At 50.4% G+C, this 530-nt stretch carries 1 protein-coding gene; it reads left to right on the forward strand.

The features are described from left to right. A partial coding sequence (locus tag JK635_RS17640) for an EAL domain-containing protein (RefSeq protein WP_202655261.1) occupies positions 1-522 on the forward strand: 522 nt, incomplete at its 5' end. Between the last annotated feature and the right edge of the window lie 8 nt (positions 523-530).

A 530-nucleotide genomic window follows, 5' to 3' on the forward strand; every position in this document is an offset into this window, starting at 1 on the left:
ACTGACGCGCTGCTTTCGATCAATCTTTCAGTGCGGCAGCTCAGTTCACCACAATTGGTGCCCATGGTCCGCTCTGTGTTGCGCGAGACGAAAATGAATGCGGCCCTGCTCCAACTAGAAATTACTGAAACGGCCTTGATGAAGGATGTGGAGCATGCTCGCCTGGTACTGTGCGAGCTGGCGCAGTTAGGAATCCAGCTAGCGATCGACGATTTCGGCATTGGCTACTCTAGCCTCAGCTACCTGAAGACTTTGCCGATACACAAGCTGAAAATAGATCAGTCTTTTGTACGCGACGTAGTGATCGACAAAGATGACGCGACCATCGTCATCGCCACCATCGGCCTGGCTCACAATCTAGGACTAAAGGTGACTTCAGAAGGTGTGGAAACAGAAGCGCAGATGGCTTTTCTCAAAGAACATGGTTGTGACGAAGGACAAGGGTATTACTTCAGCAGGGCACTAGATAGTAGCAGCGTCGAAGCCTTTTTCAGCTGGTTCTGTCAACCATCCCAACATTAAGTCAACAG

Source organism: Neobacillus paridis, from assembly GCF_016765675.1.
Lineage (GTDB): Bacteria > Bacillota > Bacilli > Bacillales > Cytobacillaceae > Neobacillus > Neobacillus paridis.